The sequence below is a fragment of the Pseudoalteromonas sp. NZS11_1 genome, from assembly GCF_015864275.1.
Classification (GTDB): Bacteria; Pseudomonadota; Gammaproteobacteria; order Enterobacterales; family Alteromonadaceae; genus Pseudoalteromonas; species Pseudoalteromonas arctica.
Map to the genome: position 1 here is coordinate 67825 of NZ_JADYXK010000015.1, position 18218 is coordinate 86042.

An 18218-nucleotide genomic window follows, 5' to 3' on the forward strand; every position below is an offset into this window, starting at 1 on the left:
AATACTGTTACCATAATTAACGATGGTTATTAAAGATTGTCGTCAGCTAATTGCAGTGTCCTTCAATTGTGTTTTAAGTGCGGTAAAGGAATTATAAAGCTAAATGTTTAAGTTATTTTTTGGTGTTTTTTGCTGTCTACTTTGTTTCGGCACTTTGGCTAACGCAGTAAAAGAAGATGTTGAAAAAATACTAAGTGGTCATTTAACGAGTAATCAAAGTCGTGGGCTTATGGATAAGTTAGAGCGCAACCTACCTTATCCTTCAGTGCTCGATACTGCTCGAGTTAAAACTGTAAAGTGTTGGTTTTATGACCCCCAAAATGACAAGAATCATATAGCATTAAATGATTTACTGTCAGATGCTAATCAAGCAATCAAAAAAGCTGACTCCCCTAAATTAAAACTCGATTTACAAACATGCCAGGCATTTAATTTATACCAACAAGGAAAAGTAAGTGCGGCCACTTCAATGACCAAAAATGTTATTAGTGACACCTCTAAAAATCCAGAACTTTATTACCAACATGCGACAGCTAACTTAATTTTAGGAAGGATTTTCGTTCGCAAGGCTCGTATCAGCAAGCTTTTTTAGCATTTCAGCAAGCTTATAATTCCTTTGAACAAGGCGGCTTTTCTTACGACAAAGCGCTCATACTTAAAGAGATAGGGCTTATTCATGCCGATCTTCACAATTTTTTGCTGGCTGAAGAACAATTACAAAGAGCGATTAATGAGCTGACAAATTACAATGAGCAAGAGTGGTACATAGCCACAGATATCCTAGCCCAAGCTTATGAAGCCCAAGGTAATTACCAAAAAGCGATAATGCTGTACAACAGTATACTCCCAGCCGTTATTAAGTATGAAGACGATGAAGGGAGTGCTTACCTACTCTTTAAAATCGCACAAATAAATATTCAATTAAATGAGCTGCAAGAGGCTAAACAATACTTAAATCAAGCTAGGGATTTAACGCTAAATAGTGAGTGGATTAAATTTATTCAATCAATAACAACAGCTGAGTGGTTAATTAAAAAGGGCCGCCTAGATGAAGCAGAACTTCTTTATTTAGATTTTGAACAAAATAGTTCTCAAGTATGGTCAGTTGACTCTTTAACTCGTTTTTTAGAATTTAAGCGTGAATTAGCAGTGCAAAAAAGTAATTATCAGCAAGAAGCCTTAGCTCAAAGAGAGTTATTAAAAATCGCAGATAAAAAAGTGCAAGAAATTGCAGATAATACATTACTTTCTCAACGTTTAGCATTTGATTGGGAACAGCAAAAACGAGAAATAACAAGGCTAAAAGAATCGTCAGAGGTAAAAGAGCAGTTATTAAATTTAGCTAATGAAAAAGCATTTTGGCAAATCGCATCGTTGCTATTTTCTATTGGGTTAATATTGATTTTAGCTTACATAACTTATAAACAAACTCAGCATAAACAGCGATTCAAAACACTTGCATTAAAAGACGAATTAACAGACATCGCTAATCGTAGAGCAATATTTGCATTTAAATACAACGCGATTAAAAAAAGCGAGTTCTTAGGAAGCGCGTGTTCATTAATTGTTATTGATATAGACCACTTTAAACAAGTAAACGATACATACGGACATGATATTGGCGATGAAGTTATTATCTCTACTGTTAAATTTATAGAAAAAAACATTCGTCAAACAGATTGCGCAGGTAGGGTCGGCGGAGAAGAATTTTTAGTTGTTTTACCTAATACAGCACTTAGTTTTGCGCATGAAGTTGCCCAGCGTATACGCGAAAATATTGAGAATGTTACTCATACCTCACTCCATATAAAATCAACAGTAAGTATTGGTGTAGTAGAAGTTAAAGCGGGCGAAGCCCCAAAAGATGCATCTCGACGAGCTGATGAAAAATTATACGCAGCTAAAAATGCAGGTCGTAATAAAGTAATGGTTTAATAATTAAATAATTACTGAGCTGTTAAACGGCTAGTAATTTTTATTTATTATTGAAAAATATAGCAAGCTAATTCACTTAATGTAATGGTACGAATTAGGCATAATTAAATGGTTTATTTTAAAAAGCACTCAACCGGTTTTTTACTTGCACACTTGCTGCATGTAGCAGCCAGCCAAGCTATCAAGATAATGGCATATTGCACAGCGAGATCTCTATAAGTAAATACAGCGCACAAGCTGATATGCAACACGCGACTCATAACACAAACAGGCCTGCCAATATTGGCTGCGGTTTAGGGCTGGAGTTAAGCAAAAAAATAATAAAATGGCACGATGAGTATATCAAGTAAGCGACATGCTAGGGCATCATGAAGTGCTGGTCGATTTTAGTTAACGAGCTTTTTTAATACTTAGATTTGAAATATAAAAACCGCGCTAAGGCACTTTTAAAAAAGCTTTAGCGCGGTTTTTTTACATTCAAAAATATTTAATTTAACGCTGAGAATATAAAAACTTAGTGATTTACTTAGCAAAGTATCTGTTAGCGAGCCCTGCAATGCCAATGATCATCATGTTTAGTGCAGGCTTGTTTTGTGGGCTTGGCTTTTACGATCACAATGCTTGGAGAGTTGTGCTCAGTTACTAAAACAGGCGTAACTACTTTAACTGCTTTTTTATGTGGTTTATGCGCACTGGGACTATGTTGATATACAGTGCAGCCACTCATGGTAAATGCTATTGCTGCTACGCTAATAATTTTTAAAGATAAGTTCATAGGTATTTATCCTCTTTGGCTTTGTATAAGCTTTAAGATAAATCTTTTTTTGTATAGTGCTGTCAATAAACGTAAGTGGAGTGTAAATGTTGCTAATGTTCACTAAGGCAATAGCGCATTTAAAGCTAATGCCTTTGTATTTGAATATTAGATTTGCACAAAAAAGTAAGGCCTAAAAAACCTATAAATCGCTGCGCCAACCCATACCAGACTCTTCCATTAAACGCTCGTACACGCCTTCTATGTTAAGTGGTAACCATGCACCAAACTGTTTAAAGTCACTAAATTGGTCTAACTTTACATTTTGTTTAATTTCGTCAAGCGTATTGCCTGCTAAAATGCCTGCTGTTACTTGGCTATATAAAAGCTCTATATAACTTAAGTAACGCGCTACATCAGCCTTGCTGCCAATATCGGCATGTCCACCTACAAAAGTATTAAAGTCGTATTTGAGTACCGCTTGGGTTGAGTTAATCATGCCCTGAATATCGTAACTCCAGAGTTTTTGCCACGGCATTCTGCCAATAACAATCCAATCAACTACAAACAACGTTTTTTGCTTTTCGAATAATATACTAACCGAACCCCGCCCATCGTTTGGACCATGGTAATTTAGCTTTACCGATGAACCACCTAAATTAAGAGTCAGCTCATCATCAAAGGTAAGAGTGGGCATGACCGTGTTCATTTGTGTGTTTTTAATATCTTGCGCGGTAAGTTTATGTGCTACAAACGTGGTGTGCGGGCTTTTAAATACCTCGGCGCCGTAAATATGATCGCTGTGATTATGGCTATAAATTACGTATTTTACCGGTACGTTAAAGCGAGTTTTAATTTGATTGTTTAACCAGGTGGCTGCTTTTTTATTAAGCGGGTCGGTAACAACTGCACCCTCAGGAGTGATTAAAAATACTGAGCGATGTCTGTCATCTATAAAGCGGTGGAGGCCATCGCCTAAGTCTTCAATTTCGTAACTTTGAGCCATAAAACCAATAAGTAATAGGCTGGTAGCGATTAGTGTTTGTAATAAGCGAGACATGCACATTCCTGTTTAACGTTTTTATAGGTTAGTTAAGTAAGAAAGTGCCAATAAGTAAAAAATTTCAATTTTTTATAGGAAAGATTGCGGGTTAAGACTAACTTAACCCGTTAATGGTTTTAACGAACTAGCTGATCGAGTAAATGTATTACTTGCTCACTGGCTGATTCCATTAAGTGTATATGTTTAACTGCTTCTACTTTTTTGCCTTGCTTAATTAGTTGTAGCGCTTGTACGCCGTTTTTATGTACTTCGCTATGCGGTTTATCTATTTGTTTGAATGCATTTAACGATTTGTATTCATTAGAGTCATCAGACTTATACCACTTACCTAAGCGGCACATAGTGTGATTGGTGAAATCGTCTACCGATTTATTGCTTTTGCCATTAGCAACCGCATAAACCTCACCTTTCCATACAATATGATCTAACTTAACGGTTTGAATAAATGAGCGAATAGAAGCCTGCGATATAGTGTTCTTCATGTTTGTGCAAAAACTAATAATGGATGCGTAATCGCTATTTAGTGATTCAAAATTACTTGAAAGCTGTGCATTGTTTTTTTGTATATCGTCGGCTGAATTAACGGTTACATCTGTTTTTTCTATTATTTCTTTAACAAGATCTGCAACCTCTTGAGCTGATTTATTGGTGTTAGTTGCCAGTACTCGTACTTCATCAGCTACCACGCTAAAGCCTCTACCAGCTTCGCCTGCTCGAGCTGCCTCAATGGCTGCATTTAATGCTAATAAATTTGTTTGATCAGATATTTTTGAAATGGTCGATACAAAGGTGTTTATACTACCTGCAAGGCTTGAAAGGCCAGATATATTTTCACTCATGCTACCCATTTTATGGGTCATAAGTTCCATCTCGCTGGCTATATGTATTAATGATTCGTTTGAGTTATTTAAAAGGTCATTTATTTTATAGCTAACTTGGCTTTCTTGCTCAATGGTTGAGTAAGACTCAAGCACAGTTTGGCGGACACCTTCAATTTGGCTTATGCAATCTATAGAACTTGAAAGTAAATTTTCGGTAAATTGTTCATCATTTTCGGTTTGAGTAAAGCTTAATTGTTGTTCTAAGTGTTTGTTTTCTTGTGCTAAGAGTTCGTTATGAGCAGTTAATTCTGCAATTTTTTTTGCAAGTTCTTCGTTATCATTTTTAGCCGATAGATACTTTTTACTTAAAACAAACATTCATAGTTCCTAAAATGTTATGGGTATATTTTTATTATAGTTGCTATTAATACTTTACTTTAAATATTTGTAATTATCTTATTTTTATACAAAAAAAAGCCATTTTTTAAAATGGCTTCACGAGAACTTGTTGGATCAACGCAGTGAAATTTGTTGGTTTATTTCTTCAAAAATACCTGCATCGTCTATGGTTGAAGGAATTTGCAGTTTGTCGCCATCAATTAGTTGGCGTAAATTTTTACGCAGTATTTTACCTGAGCGTGTTTTGGGTAATCGCTCTACGCTAATAATGGTTTTAAGGCACGCTATAGCGCCTATTTGGTTTCTTACGGTTTGTATAAGTTCTTGCTCTACATCGGTACTTGAGCCCATAAAGTCATTTTTAAGCACGATCATTGCCATTGGTAGTTGGCCTTTTAGTGTGTCGGTTATCCCAAACACGGCGCACTCAGCAACAGCAGGGTGTGCGGCTACTATTTCTTCCATTTCACCGGTAGAAAGTCTATGGCCTGCTACGTTAATTACATCATCGGTGCGTCCCATTATAAATAAGTACCCATCTTCATCTAGGTAGCCGCCGTCGCCTGAAAGATAATAGCCAGGGTACTGCGTTAAATAGCCTGCTTTAAAGCGCGGGGTATCTTGCCAAATTGTTGGTAGGCAACCCGGTGGAAGTGGCAGTTTAATTACCACGGCGCCTTGCTCGTTAGCTGCGCATTCATTGCCATCCATATCTAATATTCGCACGTCAAAACCTGGAGTAGGCACGGTAGAGCTGCCAGGTTTTGTTGCTAAGTACTCAAGCCCTACAGGGTTACAAGCAATAGCCCAGCCGGTTTCGGTTTGCCACCAATGATCGAGCACTGGCAGTTTGGTTTTTTCTTTAAGCCACTCGTAAGTGGGAGGATCTAACCGCTCGCCTGCTAAAAACAAACGTTTTAAGCTAGAGGTATCGTATTGATTAAAACCATCGGCATTTGGGTCTTCTTTTTTAATCGCTCTAAATGCAGTGGGGGCACTAAATAATGCATTTACTTTATATTCTTCAACCACGCGCCAAAATGCACTGGCATCGGGCGTTTTAACCGGTTTACCTTCATATAATACGGTCGCGCAGCGATACATTAGCGGCGCGTAAACTATATAAGAGTGCCCAACTACCCAGCCAATGTCAGACGCTGCCCAAAATACGTCGCCGGGCTTCATACCATAAACGGTTTCCATGCTGTATTGCATTGCCACTGCGTGACCACCATTTTCGCGCACTACGCCTTTGGGTGTGCCTGTCGTGCCTGAGGTATATAAAATATAAAGCGGATCACTACCATTTACAGGTACCGGATCTGCGCTTGCAGCCGTTTGCATTGCCTGAGTCCAATCTATGTCTCGTTTAGGCTTAAGAGTGGCCCTGACTTGTGGACGCTGATAAATAACGCAGTGTTCTACTTTGTGCGTAGCTAAGTCTATTGCGTTATCAATAAGTGGTTTGTATTCAATAATGCTGTTTACTTCAACACCGCATGAGGCGCTAAGTATAAGTTTGGGCTTGGCATCATCAATGCGTACTGCTAATTCGTGTGCAGCAAACCCACCAAATACCACCGAATGAATAGCACCAAGGCGAGCGCACGCCAACATACCAATAACCGCCTGTGGGATCATTGGCATATAAATAACAACGCGGTCGCCTTTTGTAACACCTAACGATTGTATTACGCCTGCAAATTTAGCAACTTCTTGTTGTAGTTGTGAGTAGCTATAAGTTTGCTTTGTATTAGTGACTGGGGAGTCGTAAATAAGTGCTGTTTGCTCGCCAAATCCGGCAATAACGTGTTGGTCTAGTGCTAAAAAACTGGTGTTTAATTGCCCGTCACTAAACCAATGATAAAGCCCGTCGTCGTCTTGTGTGTATGCTTTTGAGGGGGTTTTATACCACGGAATATTTTTACTTTGTTCGAGCCAAAATTGGGCTGGGTTTTGCTTAAAGGCATTATATTGCTGTTGATATTCGCCTGACATGTAAGGCTCCTAAAACTAAATTTGTGTGTGAGAGACCTTACAAAATGTAGGCTTTTTTTAGCAAGCAAGCTATTCGACCTTGGTCGGTTAAAAGTTAATCAACACACTGGTTTTAAAAATACAAAATTGACAATACAAAGCGTGTGGTTCAGCATGGCGGGCAGTAAAAATAAGAGAAAATACGATATGAGTAACGTAGTAAGAGTTGGTGTGGCGGTTATCATAAAGCATCAAAACACAATTTTACTAGGTGAGCGCATTGGCGCGCATGGTGCTAATACATGGGCAACACCTGGTGGACATTTAGAGTTTGGTGAAAGTGTTGAGCAATGTGCAATACGAGAAGTGTTTGAAGAAACTGGTTTAAAGGTAAGTAAAATTACTAAGCTTGATTTTACCAATGATATTTTTACAGCAGAGAACAAGCACTATATTACGCTGTATGTAAAAGCTGACTTTGAAGGCGGAGAGCCTGAGCTTAAAGAGCCTAATAAATGTTTAAAGTGGCGCTGGTGCGATATTAATAATCTACCAACGCCACTGTTTACATCACTAAAAAATTACTTATCTGAGGCTGTACTAGCCTAGTTATTTTGTTGGCGGTGTCGCTGGGCTTAACTCTAGTTTACTAAAGCTTACTTGAGCGTAATCGCCATTTTGTTTATCTGTAGACCAATCGCCAGTACCTAAACAACCTGGGTACCAAATACCTTTCGCGCTTTTAGTACTACATTGGTTATAAGCGCCTGCTTTAAAGTAATGCCAATCTGCTGCGTAGCCATGTGGATGATCTTTTTCGTCCACTTTGCCATAAGCATCTACGTTATTACCTAAGTTAATAGAGTAGTTAACGTCTTCTTTGCCTTGTGCGCTAAATGTAAGGTGCATAACATTTTTATACACATTTACCGTGTAGCTAAATTCTTCACCTAGTGCAATACCGGCACCGCCTGGCTCGTTAGGGTTTTCCCATGTATTACCCCAAACAGGGTAAGTAATGTCTGTACGGTCAGGATTCGTTTTAGCTAAGTTACGTTCGTAGTTCCAAAAAACTGAGCCTGTTTTATGTCCTGGCCATTTTTTGTAATATATTTTAAGTGGCTCATTGCCCCAGCCATAACCAAGCTTGGTATCAATAAGTGCTTGATCTTTACCTGCGTGAATTTGCCCTACAACAACCGAGTAAGCTGCTTTTTTATCAGGATCAGTCGCACGTAGCGCAACGTGATCTACTTTTAACGTTGCTTCCATTTTTCCACCAACGGAGCCAAATCGGTCAGATAGCGGGTGAACAGCCAAAGCAAAGTTGTTTTTAGAGTGTTTAGTTTTAATTTTAGTATTTGATCCACGGATCATTTGTCTAAGTTCACTACGGGTATTAGTAGAGTTAGCACTTGTAAGCGCTTTATTAGGGGAGGTAAATACCATGTAGCCTTTACCATCAAGATAGAAAAAATCAGGGTGTGCGTAAGTCTGAATTTCTTCTACATCTATTTCATCAATTTTACCGTCGTTGTTTAAATCTACTGGTACATTTATTTTCCAGTGTGATAAATCAAACTTTGTTGCAGGTACCGGCGCATCGCTTTGCTGATTAGTGCTTTGGGTACTTGAACAAGCGGTAAAAAGTAAAGGGGTGATAACGGCTAAAGCCGTAAGTTTAAATGTGGATGTATTTTTTATCATTATTGTCTCTGTGTGATGAAGTAAAAATTGTGCGGTACAGGCATCGCTTAATCTCAATCTAGCATACCAATTTAACAATTAAAACTTACCAATTAGTAAAATTAAATATTTTTTAAATGATTTTTTGTTATACCAATTTGGTTTAGGTGTTTTTTAACGGCTTTTATGGAAGTGTTTGCGGTATGTATTTTTTATGTGCTTGGCTCTTCATTTAGTGATGTTTAACGTAGATTTTGGCGCTAATGTGTAGTCTATTTTTTGGGGGGGAGGAGATTTTTAATTTTGTAGTTTGCTTTGCCGCGTTTAGCAAATAACTAAATAACCACTGCCAATAACTAATGTCGGGCTTTAACTATGGTTAGTGCTGTATGTTAGTCGTGTTTGGTAATAAAAGTTGCCACTTGTTTAAAATGGCATGGTATTCACCATTTTCTTTAATACTACTTAATGCGTCAGAGAGTGCTTTAGCTGTTGTAGGATTAAGTTGATTACTTGCTGCAAAATTAAGTGAGGAGGGAAGATCGCTTAAATGAATTCGTTTTGTTATTAGGCTAGGATCGAGTCCTAGGCTTTTTAGCTCGTTATTAAGTGTAAGTGTATTAGTTACTACAAAGTCGATTCGGTTTTTATAAAGCATTTGCCAAAGTTGATTATAGTAACTGACCAGTATTAAGTTGTTATTTTCGGTAAAGCCTTTTTGCTTTAAGTAGGCTTCGCTCAGGTAGCCACGAATGGTTGCTACTTTATACTCTTTAGCAAAATTTAAGTGAACAACTTCATCTACATGGCTTTTTAAGCTAATTAAATAAGCATCTGCAAAATACACTTCGCCTAACCATGTATATTTATTAATCCGCTCTGGGGTTTTTAACAAAGACAACATTATGGCGTTGGTATTTGTTTTATGCTCCTTAAAAACGCGGGCCATAGGCATTATTTCAAAATTAGCGGTTAAGTTTGTTTGCTTCACAACTGCTTTGGCAATGTCGACTAAAGCGCCGCTTACTTCACCTTGCTGATTTTTAAAGTGATAAGGAGGAAGGTCTTCAGCTATAAAAGTAACCGAATCGGCGTTACACAGGGGGCTATATAAAATAAATACAAAAGCACTTAATAAAATACGCAAAAACATAAAAAATCTTTTAAAGCAATAATACACCTAGTGTAGAGAGTATTAACTAAAACATATATATATTATGTTTATATAACGTAAATAATTTGCATTTACTTGGCTGTACTTGCTGTTTTGTATTTTATAAATTGTAATGGCGAGCATTTATGCCAGCGTAAAAAAGCTCGATTAAAAGAGCTTTGATCTTTAAATCCTAAAATATTAGATAAATCAGCAAGTGGCATGCTGGCTATTAATGTATCTGCACGTTTTTTACGTTCTTTTTCAAGTAGCTGAGCAAAGGTTAAGTCTTGTTGTTTTAAGCGTCGTTGTAGCGTTCGGGGTGTTAAATTAAGCGCATCAGCTATGCCTATTAGGTTGCAGTTTTGCAAGGTAGTTTTAGCTGTAAGTAACTGATTAACTTTATCATCAATACACTGCTGGCTTTTAAAGTTAGAGAGTTGCTGCTCTGACAATTGCTTAAAAGTAGAATTAATAATGGCGTTATCGGTTTTAAAGGGCAGCGTTAAATAATCGCTCGGAAAGCTAATTTGATTATATTCAGCACTGCTTTTTACAGGGCATTTAAACCATGATTCAAGGGCGCGCCTTTGTGATGGCAACCAATTATAAGTGAAACTAATACTACTTGGCGAAAGCGTTAAATTTATTAACTGGCGAATCACACTTACCCACGCGGTCATGTTTCGTAAAACAACATGCTCATTACAACTTTGGTGAGCAATCCAACGAATAGTTGCTGTATCAGTATTTAGTTCAAACTTGGCTTTACCAATATCAGCCACCAAGCTGTCGTAGCTTAACAATGCTTTAATGGCACTGCTTAAGTTATCGCTTGATTCAATTAAGTAACCTAAAACGCCGTAGTCAGCAGTGCGAATTTGCTGACCTAGGGTAAAACCAAAAAGAGGATCGTTAAGTGTTTTTTTGCCATAAACTAATAAGGCATTGTAACTATTTAAACTAATACGCGGCGCTAATTGATGGGTACGCTGATTACTAAATTCGTCAAAGCTAATAGCGTGCAAAGCCGTTTTAGTACTAATGCCTTGCGCTTGTAAGTAATCAAGAATACTTGAAAAGTAATGATCAGCCAATGTGTGCATTTGTCATCTAAAGCTAAAAAATAGTCGTGTATTAGCAAGTTTGCCACGTTAAATTTTTATATGCTAGTTGAATGCCTAATAACCTCTTGCTGTAAAAATGATACTTATAACAATAAAACAAACGCTTAATGCACAGCCAAAACAAATAATAAGCACACTATTGGATCATCAACAGTTGCATCGATTTTTTAATGCCAAATTTACGCTGCTACAAGCACAAGACGAAGGGCAAATAGAAGGCGGAAAAGGATCTGTTAGGCAAGTGAAAATATGTAAAATAACTTTTTCAGAGCAAATAATCAGTGCCGATCAAAATCAGATCAGTTACCAAATAGTAGGCGATAAACCAGTAGCTAATCATCGAGGCGATATATACCTCACTGCAAATAAAGACATCAATACTTTAGTTACCGAACTTAACTATTGCATAAGCTGCTCAGCTCCGTGGTGGATGCCAAATGCATTACTTAAATATGCTATTACAAAAGATATAACCCAAGCGTTAAACAATTTAAATAATTATTTTTTGGCGGGTAAAGCATGAACTCAGAAATTATTTTGCTCGCTCTTAGCCCGTTATTTTTGATATTTGTTTGCTGTGAGTTTATTAAGTTTAAGCGCTATTACGACATAAAAGATAGCCTAGCAAATACAGTGTTAGCGCTATTACACCAAGGCGCAGATGCTATTGCGTTACTGCTGTTAATGCCTTTATTTAATTGGTTGTATGACTATAGATTGTTTGATATTGAAGTGAGTGTATTAAGTATTGCATTTGCATTTTTACTGCAAGATTTTTTGTATTATTGGTTTCATAAAGCATCGCATCATATTCATTGGTTGTGGGCTGCACATGTGGTGCACCACAGCTCAACTAAAATGAATTTCACCACCGCATTTAGGCAAAGCTTAATGTACCCCGTAGCCGGTATGTGGGTGTTTTGGCTACCTATGATTTTAATTGGATTTGAACCGCTAACAGTATTTAGCGTGGTTGCATTAAATTTGGCGTATCAATTTTTTGTACATACTCAAATAGTGGGTAAGTTAGGCTGGTTTGAAAAAGTATTTAATACGCCTTCGCATCACCGAGTTCATCACGCAATAAATACAGGCTACCTTGATAAAAACTTTGCAGGTGTACTTATTATTTGGGATAAGTTATTTGGCACCTTTGTAGAAGAAGATAAATCAAAGCCTTGTAAATACGGCATTATAGGGCAGCTTAATAGCAATAACCCAGTCGTTATTACGTTTCATCAGTGGGAGCACTTATTGAAAAGTGTTTATAAGGCATCGGGAATAAAAGCTAAATGTAGAGTGCTATTTGGCTACCCTACAAGTAGCATTAAATATAAATAATATTGAAAAAGTTAAAAGTAAAACTGCATAGCTAAACTCATTGATGAATTATGGCTATGCCATTGAGCATGCTGTACTTTGCTGCGCAGCGATACATTGCGAGAAACAGCGTAATTCCATGTTATAGCTATTTCGCTGTGCTTACTTGCTGCGTTATCAGTTAGCCATAATATATTGCCAGTTAAAGCAAGTTTATGGTTATTGTTTATTTGCCAAATTACACCGGTTTCGCTGCCTATTCCTGTACTAAGTTGGTCGGTTATATCGCCTGTATTTAGCTCAAATTGACCAAGAATATAGCCGTGTACATTATTAGGATCGCCATAAGATTTACCATAACCTCCTTTTGTAAAAAAGCGGCCTAAACGTTTATTGTCACTTGGTTGTCGGTCAAAGCCCATTTTAAAGTTCCACGACCAGCTATCAAATACGCGGTTATCGGGTGCAAGCGACATAGCATCTAATAAGTAAAAATGTTCAATATCTGCATTTCCTTCGTCAGTAATAGCGGCTTCCAAATCAAAAAAACTAATTTGTGCACCCGCTATAAAACCTTCAGGCCTATCTAGTAAGTCATGATACGCAAGCCTATAACCAAAATCTGTAAGGTTTGCTTGGTTATTATTTTGTACCCTACCTAGCGATACTTTAGAAGAACCATGACCTTGCTCTGGGGAAGCAATAGGGCGGCTTGGCTTAGTAAATGGCGAAGCTACATTATATTTGCTGCGCATTAGGAGTAGCTTAGTTAGTCGCGGGGCAATTTCTTTACGATTTAATGCTTTATCGTAAAATTCAAAATTTAACCATTCATACGCCATTTCTAAAATAGCGACTAATTGCGACTGTGAGTAATTACGAGTATTGAGGGAGCCACCTTGCATTAACTCTCTTGCATCATCAAGTTGTTCGTCAGTCATTTGAGTAGAGTAATGGTATAGCTTAGTACCAAAAGCAGGGCGGTAATTAGGTGTTTGTAATAAGTTGTTATTTCTTAGTACTGCAACGGTATCTGATGGAATAGCTTGCATATTAAATGACGATGTTAAATCAAGGTCCTCTTGTGCAAGTTGTAATAATGCAAGTAATTGGTAAGAGCAGTTTTCATCAATAAAAAAGTAATCGAATGTAGCTAATTGTAGCTCCCACAAGTGCAATAAAATAAGCTCTACCTGTGGCTCTGATAAATTAAGTTTGTATTCCCAAATATCACGAGATTCTAAATCATTATATTCGCGTACTTTTTTATAGTACGGCATAAGCGAAAACTTACCTGGGTAGCTGCCAATCAAGCCTTTTAATGCGTACACGGCTGCGTTATCTGAGCCATCAGGCTCTGCTGCAAAGTTAACGGCAAATGCGAGCAACTCTTTATGGCGAGTCTGATCTTTTGCATCAATACGAAGTAAAGTGTGGCCAAACATTGATGATGGGCTATTCATAAATGCAGTTGGAAAAACTAACGTAACCCCTTTAGGGTTTATTATTTTTTGCCACGCCTGTAGTTCTGGGCAATTAAGTTCGGGCCAGTTATTTTTAATTTTTGTTTTTAGCCATTTATAACGTGCAGGAAACTGACAACGATATTGTGTTGTTTTTGGGTCAGTATTTTTACCACTAAATGCAGCTATAGTGGCTTTAAGTTCGTCATATGGGCTTGTTTTACCTGTAGGAGATAAAAAAAACTCAGCACTGTCTACTTCACTTTTCCAATCACCTAATGTGGCCAAGCGGTAGTGACCTAATTTAAGCCAGTAAGGGTGTGTTGCTAATGTATTTGTTTCAATACTTTGAGCGTTTGAGTAAGTACTAAAAAGAGCGAGCAGTAAACCAAATAATATTTTTTTCATAATCACTAAATTACAAAAGCCGCTAGAGAAATACTCCAGCGGCTTTATTTATACGTATAAAACCGGCTAATTTAGCTGATTAAGAAAGAGTATAAGAAGCAAGTTGTGCGTTACTTGCAAGAACAGTGTTTAGGTTTTCTAAAACTGTTTGTGAAGTCACGTTTTCAGAAGTAAATACTGAAGAAAACTGTGCTTGAGCAAGCTTATTGAACGCTGCTTTATCTTGATCTGCAACACCCCAAGCTTCAGCTAGAGTAGCTAAAGTTTCGCCTTCACCTTTTGACATATCACGAGCAAGTTGCTCCATGTTACCGTCAATGAATAAAGCAATTTTTTCTGAAGAAGTTACTGTACCAGTACCATCACAACCAAGAGTACCAAAAGTGATACCAAAAGTTTGGTTACCAGATGTACCATTTGTTGTAGCGCCTAAAATTTTAACGCCTTTACCTTGCTGACCAGCAAATAACATAGAACCAAGACCACAACCAATATCTTGGTCAGCCATTGCGTTTGAGAAAGGAAGTAAAGATAGAGCTGCTACTGCGATTAGTTTTTTCATTTTCATAAATCCATATATGATTGTCTTTATTTAGGGTAAATAAAGTTCGCGGAAGATTCTAACAGACTTGCAGAAAAAAGGAACAGGCTAAAACATGAATATTTTACACTCTAATTTTTAAATATATTAAAGTTAATGTCAGGATAAAAATCAGCCTAGTTTCCACTTTTTATTGAACTGGTGGCGGTTTTTTACTTCTTGGGGCACCTAATAAAATACAAGTATGGCAAATACATACAGATAAAAATGCACTAATACCCAATGCACCGCCATAGCCGTCAAGTTTTGGTACAAGGAATTCAAATAAGATTGAAAACAAAATAGATGAGCTTGCTACAGTATAAATACCAAATCGATGTGGGGCGCTCATACCTATGAATGTGCCGCCAAAAAATACAATTGCGTATAAATCGGGGTTCAAATTTAAGGCGCTAAAAATTAAATAAGCAATAATAGAAAGTGAAGACGACGCTCTAACCCCGTCAAAGCGACTATGCTTAGCTAAATAAAATGTTAAAAAAGCCCCAAGCAGTACAAGTAATGGGTATTCAATACTCATAATACAATTCCTTTGGCTAATACAAAAAGTGCCACGCTTGCAAAGGCAACACTGCCAAGCTTGCCACCAAAACCTGTAAACATATTTATAGTAAGCACATACAAACTTGAGCCAATAAGCGAAATAATAGCAATTTCCCAGTAACTGGTAATTAAATGAGTTGAACACATGCCTGCAAAGCTACCAGCATAAATTGCAGCATACGGATGGTTTTTATAATGTGCAGGAAAAGGAATAAACGAGCCAATAAGCCCCGTTAGCGCAGCAGAAATCACTAAAGGTAATGCAAAAGTAGTGTGCATAGCAAAGCAAGCTACAAAGCCTAAAAAGAAAGTGATGAATTTTAAAAATAAGAATTTAATCATAGCGGCGCATTTTAAACTAATCCTTTTGCGCTTTCTAATACTCTCTAACAAATAAATGTTATAAGTAATTACAAACTTTAAAAGCGTGTTTTTTAAACGGCTTTTAGGTATTAAATATGCTTAATAGTGCCGCTGTTAATGTTCTATAAATCACAAGTTATGTATAATGGCGATAATTTAATGTATTAAAGTGTTAACCAAGGGTTATTTATGTCTAACTGTTTACATCTGGCTATTCCGGCTGGCGATTTAAAAGTGGCTAAAGCGTTTTATTGTGACGTACTAGGCTGTAAAACGGGTAACAGTGAAGAAGGTCGCTGGGTAGATATAGATTTTTGGGGTAATGAACTTACCTTGCACCAGAGTGTTGAGCGCTTACCAACAGTTCGCCATGATGTAGATATGGGAGCTGTGGCAGTACCTCACTTTGGGATTCACTTATCTGAAGATGAATTTAACGGGTTAAAAATACGTATTGAAGATGCGGGTATTGAATACTTAGATAAACCATACCGCCGATTTATTGGTGATGAGTTTGAGCAAGAAACGTTTTTTATTGAAGATCCAAATGGCAATGTGCTTGAAATGAAAACCATGGTAAACCCAGAGGTTTTATTTAAAAAAGTATAAATGCTGTTGTTTAAGTTAAGCTAAAAAACCACTTTAATAAGTGGTTTTTTTATAACTATTAATCAGTGTTTTGATAAATTAGTTAATATTTACAGGTGAAAAAAATTACAATACATGCATGATTTTTATTCACTCTACAATGTAGGTATAGACACGTAGACTTAATTTCAACTCTCATACTTTATTGTTATTTATGCTGCTTAAACTCATAATTGCACCTTTGCTTATTTTACTAATAACATTCGCCCAAAAACGCTTTGGTAGTTTTGTTAGCGGCATAATTCCTGGCTTGCCTATTACCTCTGGGCCTATTTCTTATTTTATAGCATTAGAGCAAGGTAAATTATTTGCAGCTAACTCAGCGGTGGCCTCTCTTTATGGTATGAGCGGTATAGGCTTATTTTGTTTTAGTTACTTGGTTGTATCACGAAGGTTTGGAATGCTTAAATCGCTTTTTACAGCGTTGAGTATTTGGTGTGTATTTAGCGTTATTACTTTATTTTTACCAGTGAATATTATTGTGGCGAGTGTGGTTTCGCTTTGTATTTTACTCGGTTTAACTATTATCTCTACAAAGCTAAATATATCAGTTGATGCAAAACCATTAAATGCCCGCTGGGAGCTTCCGGTAAAAATGATATTAGTGACGAGCTTTATCGTGCTTGTTACGTTTATATCGCAGCATATAGGGTCTGCATGGAGCGGGTTAATATCTACCTTTTCGGTTATTTTGGCGGTAATGGGCAGTGTTGCCCATTTTAGTGACAAACAAGCCTCAACGTTTAAAATTCTTAATGGCGGTATTATTGGTTCATTAGGTGGATGTGTATTTTTTGCGGTGATTGCGTTTATGTTAAAACATAACTTTATGATTTGGCAGGTGTACGCAACAGCTGCCATTTTCTCAACGTTATTTACTATTATTTTTAGCCAATTTATTAATCGCCAATTTACCAAGCAAGCTATGCTAAACACCAAAAAAGCAGTGCTTAAGATTGACTCGCTCGGTTAACTTACATATCTAAAGCCATTACCTAGTTATGTAGTTGAATTAACATTTCACTGGGGGTTTTATTAAAGTGGCGTTTAAATTCGCGGCTAAATTGCGATGGGCTGGTATAGCCAACCTTTAATGCAGCTTCGTTGGCTTTGCTTCCACTACTGGTTATAAGCTCTTTAGCTTTAGCTAAGCGTACTTTTTTTAAATACTGCAAAGGTGACTCAAACGTTACTTGCCTAAAAGCACGATGGAACGACGATACGCTCATGTTTACATCTTCAGCCAACCCCTCAACTGTAATTTGATTGGCATAACTACTGTGCATAGTTGAGAGCGTACGGGCGATACGCGCATAATGCCCATCATGCATAGCAAGCCCTATTAAAGTATGTCCTTGTGGACCACAAAGTACACGATATACCAATTCTTTTACTATATCTTCGCCAAAAACGTCAGCCTCAATGGGGTTATTAAGCACGCTAAGTAAACGGTGGGTTACTTGCTCCATTGCGCCATCTATTTTAGCCGATTGAACGCCACTCATTTGCCCAGTGGTGAATGGCTTATGTGTACCAATTTGGTTTACTAATTTATGTAACATTACCGGGTTTATATCTATAACAATACCCATAACAGGCTGGTTGTTATCGGTAAAAGCTTCGCATTCAAGTGGCACTGGTACACCTAAAACAAGGTAGTCGCCTTCACCATATTTTATTTGATGATCAGGAAAATGAATTATCTTATGTCCTTGCCCAACAATAATAATACCTGAGTTATATATAAGTGGCTGGCGCGGCGAGCTTTTACTTGCACGATGAAAATACACACCTGGAATAATGGTTTCCATGTTGCCTTCAAAGTTAAGTAAATTATTGTGCTCTGCAAATTTTTGCATCATGTTGGCTATTGAGGACATTAAAACTTCTACTATCGTACGAATTTTGCGTAAAATATCAATCTTGACAGTTTTAGGCAAGCTTTTGCGAGTTATTG

At 37.3% G+C, this 18218-nt stretch carries 19 protein-coding genes; 7 read left to right on the forward strand and 12 right to left on the reverse strand.

Annotated features, from left to right (window positions below):
- Nucleotides 1-103: 103 nt before the first annotated feature.
- Both I6F44_RS12060 and I6F44_RS12065 read left to right on the forward strand, forming a co-directional pair.
- On the forward strand, nt 104-592 hold the full coding sequence (locus tag I6F44_RS12060; protein ID WP_197173838.1) for a hypothetical protein: 489 nt from the start codon (nt 104-106) through the stop codon (nt 590-592).
- A 104-nt stretch (nt 593-696) separates the two neighbouring features.
- Complete coding sequence (locus I6F44_RS12065) at nt 697-1935, forward strand: tetratricopeptide repeat-containing diguanylate cyclase (protein ID WP_197173839.1); 1239 nt, start codon at nt 697-699, stop codon at nt 1933-1935.
- Nucleotides 1936-2476: 541 nt separating this feature from the next.
- Here I6F44_RS12065 and I6F44_RS12070 read toward each other — a convergent pair.
- From I6F44_RS12070 to I6F44_RS12085, 4 genes are all read right to left on the reverse strand, one after another.
- A complete protein-coding gene (locus I6F44_RS12070) occupies nt 2477-2710 on the reverse strand; it encodes a hypothetical protein (RefSeq protein WP_121955078.1) in 234 nt (77 codons plus the stop codon).
- Nucleotides 2711-2891: 181 nt separating this feature from the next.
- On the reverse strand, nt 2892-3749 hold the full coding sequence (locus I6F44_RS12075; RefSeq protein ID WP_197173840.1) for an MBL fold metallo-hydrolase: 858 nt from the start codon (nt 3747-3749) through the stop codon (nt 2892-2894).
- Nucleotides 3750-3868: 119 nt separating this feature from the next.
- Complete coding sequence (locus tag I6F44_RS12080; RefSeq protein ID WP_121955076.1) at nt 3869-4951, reverse strand: methyl-accepting chemotaxis protein; 1083 nt, start codon at nt 4949-4951, stop codon at nt 3869-3871.
- A 135-nt stretch (nt 4952-5086) separates the two neighbouring features.
- The gene (locus I6F44_RS12085; RefSeq protein WP_121955075.1) at nt 5087-6970 is read right to left on the reverse strand and encodes a propionyl-CoA synthetase; all 1884 of its coding nucleotides are present in this window, start codon (nt 6968-6970) and stop codon (nt 5087-5089) included.
- Between the two features lie 186 nt (nt 6971-7156).
- Between I6F44_RS12085 and I6F44_RS12090 the strand changes: the two genes are divergently transcribed.
- On the forward strand, nt 7157-7558 hold the full coding sequence (locus tag I6F44_RS12090; protein WP_024589726.1) for a nucleotide triphosphate diphosphatase NUDT15: 402 nt from the start codon (nt 7157-7159) through the stop codon (nt 7556-7558).
- Here the strand turns inward: I6F44_RS12090 and I6F44_RS12095 are convergent, their stop codons facing one another.
- The 3 genes from I6F44_RS12095 to I6F44_RS12105 all read right to left on the reverse strand — a co-directional run bounded on the left by I6F44_RS12095 (nt 7559) and on the right by I6F44_RS12105 (nt 10894).
- Complete coding sequence (locus I6F44_RS12095) at nt 7559-8656, reverse strand: polysaccharide lyase family 7 protein (RefSeq protein ID WP_121955074.1); 1098 nt, start codon at nt 8654-8656, stop codon at nt 7559-7561.
- A gap of 358 nt (nt 8657-9014) precedes the next feature.
- Nucleotides 9015-9788 carry a substrate-binding periplasmic protein gene (locus I6F44_RS12100; RefSeq protein ID WP_197173841.1) on the reverse strand — a complete coding sequence of 258 codons (774 nt, stop codon included), beginning with the start codon at nt 9786-9788 and terminating at the stop codon, nt 9015-9017.
- Between the two features lie 92 nt (nt 9789-9880).
- A complete protein-coding gene (locus I6F44_RS12105) occupies nt 9881-10894 on the reverse strand; it encodes an AraC family transcriptional regulator (RefSeq protein ID WP_024605807.1) in 1014 nt (337 codons plus the stop codon).
- Nucleotides 10895-10991: 97 nt separating this feature from the next.
- Here I6F44_RS12105 and I6F44_RS12110 point away from each other — a divergent pair, with 97 nt between their 5' ends.
- Nucleotides 10992-11438 carry an SRPBCC family protein gene (locus I6F44_RS12110; RefSeq protein WP_197173842.1) on the forward strand — a complete coding sequence of 149 codons (447 nt, stop codon included), beginning with the start codon at nt 10992-10994 and terminating at the stop codon, nt 11436-11438.
- On the forward strand, nt 11435-12256 hold the full coding sequence (locus I6F44_RS12115; protein ID WP_024605805.1) for a sterol desaturase family protein: 822 nt from the start codon (nt 11435-11437) through the stop codon (nt 12254-12256). Before I6F44_RS12110 ends, I6F44_RS12115 begins: the two co-directional genes overlap by 4 nt.
- Nucleotides 12257-12267: 11 nt before the next feature.
- On the opposite strand, the gene I6F44_RS12120 is transcribed toward I6F44_RS12115, so the two are convergent.
- The 4 genes from I6F44_RS12120 to I6F44_RS12135 all read right to left on the reverse strand — a co-directional run bounded on the left by I6F44_RS12120 (nt 12268) and on the right by I6F44_RS12135 (nt 15529).
- On the reverse strand, nt 12268-14106 hold the full coding sequence (locus tag I6F44_RS12120; protein ID WP_197173843.1) for an Lnb N-terminal periplasmic domain-containing protein: 1839 nt from the start codon (nt 14104-14106) through the stop codon (nt 12268-12270).
- 79 nt (nt 14107-14185) lie between these two features.
- The gene (locus tag I6F44_RS12125; RefSeq protein ID WP_024589733.1) at nt 14186-14668 is read right to left on the reverse strand and encodes a DUF3015 domain-containing protein; all 483 of its coding nucleotides are present in this window, start codon (nt 14666-14668) and stop codon (nt 14186-14188) included.
- 169 nt (nt 14669-14837) lie between these two features.
- Nucleotides 14838-15227, reverse strand: coding sequence for a hypothetical protein (locus I6F44_RS12130; RefSeq protein ID WP_007587227.1), 390 nt, complete (start codon nt 15225-15227; stop codon nt 14838-14840).
- Nucleotides 15224-15529 (reverse strand): hypothetical protein, encoded by a 306-nt coding sequence (locus I6F44_RS12135; RefSeq protein WP_166378174.1) that lies wholly within the window; start codon nt 15527-15529, stop codon nt 15224-15226. The genes I6F44_RS12130 and I6F44_RS12135 overlap by 4 nt, the downstream gene beginning before the upstream one ends.
- A 273-nt stretch (nt 15530-15802) precedes the next feature.
- On the opposite strand from I6F44_RS12135, the gene I6F44_RS12140 reads away from it, so the two are divergent.
- A complete protein-coding gene (locus I6F44_RS12140; protein WP_007587216.1) occupies nt 15803-16222 on the forward strand; it encodes a VOC family protein in 420 nt (139 codons plus the stop codon).
- Nucleotides 16223-16415: 193 nt separating this feature from the next.
- Complete coding sequence (locus I6F44_RS12145; RefSeq protein ID WP_197173844.1) at nt 16416-17234, forward strand: hypothetical protein; 819 nt, start codon at nt 16416-16418, stop codon at nt 17232-17234.
- Between the two features lie 22 nt (nt 17235-17256).
- On the opposite strand, the gene I6F44_RS12150 is transcribed toward I6F44_RS12145, so the two are convergent.
- A complete protein-coding gene (locus I6F44_RS12150) occupies nt 17257-18141 on the reverse strand; it encodes an AraC family transcriptional regulator (protein ID WP_024594102.1) in 885 nt (294 codons plus the stop codon).
- Between the last annotated feature and the right edge of the window lie 77 nt (nt 18142-18218).